We start from the raw sequence: 3560 nt of genomic DNA on the forward strand, positions 1-3560 counted from the left end.
GCCTGCAGCCCGCTGATGGCGATGGGGTGGTGGTGGTGGGCAAGATCAACTTCTGGGCCAGCCGCGCCTCCCTGTGCGTGCAGGTGCTGGACCTCAGGCCAAGCCTCAGCAGTGTGATGCGCCGCTTCGAGCAGGTGCGGGGGGCGCTGATCGGTGAGGGGCTGTTCGATGAGGAGCGCAAGCGGCCCCTGCCCCATGCCCCCCAGCGCATCGCCCTGCTCACCAGCGTGCCCAGCTCCGCCATGGCCGACATGCTGCGCACGGCGGCGGAGCGCTGGCCGGCCACGGCCGTGCTGCTGGTGCCGATCCCTGTGCAGGGAGGCGTGGAGGCCCGCATCTGCGCCGCGCTGCGCAGCCTCTATGGCCGGGTGGCCCGGGAGGGCATCGAGGCCATCGTGCTGGCCCGCGGCGGCGGCAGCCGCGAAGACCTCACCGTCTTTGACGGAGAAGACCTGGCCCGGCTCCTGGCCGAGAGCCCGGTGCCTCTGGTGAGCGGCATCGGCCATGAGGACGACATCACCATCGCCGATCTGGTGGCCGACTACCGCGCCGCCACACCCACCGCCGCCCTGGTGGCTCTGCTGCCGGAGCGTCAGAGCGTGCTGGCCAGCCTGTTGCAGACGCGCCGACAGCTCGGACAGCTGATCCGCTGGCACCTGCAGGGCCAGCGCCAGCAGGTCGGGCGGCTTGAGGAACGCCTGCAGCAGCTGCACCCCCGCCAGCTGCTGCAGCAACGCCGCCAGACCCTCCGGCAGACCCAGGCCCTGCTGCGAGCCCTCTCCCCCGAGCAGGTGCTCAGGCGGGGCTTCAGCCTGATCCGCTCAGCTGAGGGGGAGCTGCTGCGGTCGGTCGGGGCGGTGCGACCTGGCTCCCAGGTGGTGCTGGAATGGGCCGATGGTCGGGCCGTGGCCGAGGTGCGCGAGATTGGTCCCAAGCCCTCTGCGGACCAGCCCCGATCCTGACCATGGCCAGCAAGAGATCCCGCAGCGCCGAAACGATCGCGGCCGGCCTCAGCTACCGCGAGGCCCACACGGCTCTGGAGCTGATTCTGGCCGAGCTGCAGAGCCCTGATCTGGATGTGGAGGAGATGACTGGCCACTACCGGCGGGCCCAGGCCTATGCCGAGCGCTGCGAACAGATCCTCAGCAAGGTGGAGCAGGAGGTGCTGCTCTGGGATCCCAGCGGCGATGACAACAGCGACCCCACCCACTACACGCCATGACTTCGTCTCCCACCGCAGCCCCCGCTGCCCTCAGGCCCGAGCAGCCCCCCAGCGCCTGGCTGCGTTGGCTCTACCTGGGCCTGGCCGTGGCGGGAGCGGTGCTGCCCTGGCTCGCCAATCTCGACTACATGCGCGCCTATGGCGGCAGCTTTGATCTGGGCCAGTTCATCGGCCTGGCCAACGCCAACCCAGCCGCCGCCTCCCTGTCGCGGGATCTGGCGATCGGGGCCACGGCGGTGCTGATCTGGATCGTGCAGGAAAGCCGCCGCCTGAAGATGCGTGGGCTGCCCCTGGTGATCGCGGCCTGCCTCCTGATCGCCTTCGCCTGCGGCGCCCCCCTGTTTCTCTATCTGCGCGAGCGACGGCTCGACGAACTTTCCAGTGCCTGAGGGCGTTCTGAGCGCCTGGACCGGGCCCAGCGATGGCCCGCTGCTCAGCTGTCGAGGCTGCATCAGCGCGGTGACGTTCCCTCGTCATCCAGGTCCTGGGAGGACACCACATCCACATCGATCGTGGCCGAGGCGGCATCAACGCCTCCAGATCTCCGGGACGTGAAGGAATCACCGCCGAACACCTGGGCCTGCTCAACGCCAACGGCGTCAGCGTCCAGCCCGGTGCCGCAGGCCGGGCAGACAGGGGCCCCGAAGCTGGTCAGGCCGCAACTGGGACACACCCTGATGCGCCGCTTCAACAGCTGCCAGGCCACCACACCGGCGCCAGCCAGGAACAGCGGCAACAGCAACAGGGTGAGGGTGATGCCACCGAGCACGTCCAACAGCACGCGGCCGGCGGGAGAGGGCGCGAGCAGCAACAGCCCCAGCACGCCGATCCACACCCATGGGAATGACCTCGGCATGATTCCAGGACGATGCAAGGGGCTGGCGGTGTCGAGCTTTGAGCTCCACACCGTTCCATCCTGGCCTGGCAGGGCCGGCGCAGCGGGCATCGACATGATCGGGAGCCCCGGCGTCGCTGCGTTGGGAACGTGGGGAGGGTGCTTCAGGGTCGCGCGCGGCTGGGGCGTCGGATGACCACACTGAGGCACTGGGAATAATAAATGAGCACGCCGATCAGCCACACCCAGAGGCCAAACACCAGCACGCCACCCACCAGCCCATAGGCCTGAAATCGCAGGCCGAGGGCCACAAGCACCCGGCCCAGCAAGAGGTTGAGCAGAGTGAATGAAGCAGCGAGAAAGCCGGCTCCAGGCAAGAGATCACGCCAGGGCACATGACGCGAAGGAAGCATCCAGAGCAGCAGAAGCGACGCCAGCAGACTAAATCCCAAGGTGCTGAGAAGCCCCACCCCTAAATCGAAGGGACGCTGAAAGTCCAGCATCCGGGGAAAGATCGTGGGCAGCAGATCCCTGAGCACCAGGCTGCCGGGGAGGGTCGATTGATGAGCCAGCCGATCCATCACGATCACCAGCGCCAGCAAGCCCATCAGAGCCAGGGCCTTGAGCCGCAGCGCGAAGAAGCGCCAGAGCAGGCGGCGCCAGCCGATCTCACCAGGACCATCGGGTCGACTCCACCAGATACGGTCAGCGCCCCGCTGCAGGGTGAGATAGGCATTGCTGGCCGTCAGCACCAGCACCACCACACCCAACAATCCAGCCCCCCCGCCCTGACGCAGGAAGGCATTCAAGCCTGAGGTCACGGCAGGCATGGCCGTGCCAGGCAGAACTTGGCGGGCTCCGCTCAAAAGCCGATCCACCAAGCCTTCATCCTGGCCCAGCACCCGAGCAGCCAACGACAACGCAATCAGGCCGATCGGAAACACCGACTGCATAGCGTGATAGGCAAAGGCCGCACTGAGGTCCACACAATCGTGGTGAAACCACAGGCGCAGAGCAGCCCAGAGGGCCCGCACCCATCTCATGGGCAGCTTCGATCGAACCGAGCCTGGGCTTGCGGGCAACGCTTCCTCCCATGGACAGGTGTCCACCATGGCGCAGCAACCAACAACCGATGGGCGCTACGGACAATGGGCACAAAAAAAGGCCACCCACAAGGTGACCTTTTGATCATCGGAGCAAAGCACAAAAAGTTTTTACCTGGCATCGACCTATTTTCTCAGGGGGCTTCCCCCCAACTATCGTCGGCGCTGCAGCGTTTCACAACCGAGTTCGAGATGGATCGGTGTGGTTCCACTGCGCCATGGACACCAGGATAGAAGACTCATGATGGAGTCTTCTGCTTCTTGTCTTGCTCCCAGGTTGAACCCTGAGAACTGCATAGGTTAGATCAGCTCCAGACAACCTTGACGGCCATCTCTTGCTCATCCTCTGGAAACAAGCTGTTAAGAGCTCGAGTTGATGGTCAAGCCCTCGGTCTATTAG

Annotated in this window: 5 protein-coding genes and 1 rRNA gene; 3 read left to right on the top strand and 3 right to left on the bottom strand. The window is 65.8% G+C overall.

Annotated elements, in window-relative coordinates:
* The 3 genes from xseA to IQ216_RS12570 all read left to right on the top strand — a co-directional run.
* Nucleotides 1-962, top strand: a 962-nt coding sequence (xseA, locus tag IQ216_RS12560) for an exodeoxyribonuclease VII large subunit (RefSeq protein WP_193815751.1), incomplete at its 5' end; no start/stop codon positions are given.
* Between the two features lie 2 nt (nucleotides 963-964).
* Entirely contained in the window at nucleotides 965-1222 is a 258-nt protein-coding gene (xseB, locus tag IQ216_RS12565; protein ID WP_193815752.1) for an exodeoxyribonuclease VII small subunit, read from the top strand.
* The gene (locus IQ216_RS12570) at nucleotides 1219-1611 is read left to right on the top strand and encodes a DUF2834 domain-containing protein (protein WP_193815753.1); all 393 of its coding nucleotides are present in this window, start codon (nucleotides 1219-1221) and stop codon (nucleotides 1609-1611) included. Before xseB ends, IQ216_RS12570 begins: the two co-directional genes overlap by 4 nt.
* Before the next feature lie 62 nt (nucleotides 1612-1673).
* On the opposite strand, the gene IQ216_RS12575 is transcribed toward IQ216_RS12570, so the two are convergent.
* From IQ216_RS12575 to rrf, 3 genes are all read right to left on the bottom strand, one after another.
* On the bottom strand, nucleotides 1674-2078 hold the full coding sequence (locus IQ216_RS12575; protein WP_193815754.1) for a hypothetical protein: 405 nt from the start codon (nucleotides 2076-2078) through the stop codon (nucleotides 1674-1676).
* A gap of 143 nt (nucleotides 2079-2221) precedes the next feature.
* The gene (locus tag IQ216_RS12580) at nucleotides 2222-3169 is read right to left on the bottom strand and encodes a YhjD/YihY/BrkB family envelope integrity protein (RefSeq protein WP_370566746.1); all 948 of its coding nucleotides are present in this window, start codon (nucleotides 3167-3169) and stop codon (nucleotides 2222-2224) included.
* A 104-nt stretch (nucleotides 3170-3273) separates the two neighbouring features.
* A 5S ribosomal RNA gene (rrf, locus tag IQ216_RS12585) occupies nucleotides 3274-3390 on the bottom strand.
* Nucleotides 3391-3560 lie beyond the last annotated feature (170 nt).

Origin of the sequence: Cyanobium sp. LEGE 06143 (genome assembly GCF_015207535.1) — a bacterium.
Taxonomy (GTDB): Bacteria; Cyanobacteriota; Cyanobacteriia; order PCC-6307; family Cyanobiaceae; genus NIES-981.

Coding starts and splice junctions, on each gene's coding strand:
- IQ216_RS12580 (WP_370566746.1), bottom strand. CDS start 3,169: ATGGTGGACACCTGTCCATGGGAGGAAGCGTTGCCCGCAAGCCCAGGC.
- xseB (WP_193815752.1), top strand. CDS start 965: ATGGCCAGCAAGAGATCCCGCAGCGCCGAAACGATCGCGGCCGGCCTC.
- IQ216_RS12575 (WP_193815754.1), bottom strand. CDS start 2,078: ATGCCGAGGTCATTCCCATGGGTGTGGATCGGCGTGCTGGGGCTGTTG.
- IQ216_RS12570 (WP_193815753.1), top strand. CDS start 1,219: ATGACTTCGTCTCCCACCGCAGCCCCCGCTGCCCTCAGGCCCGAGCAG.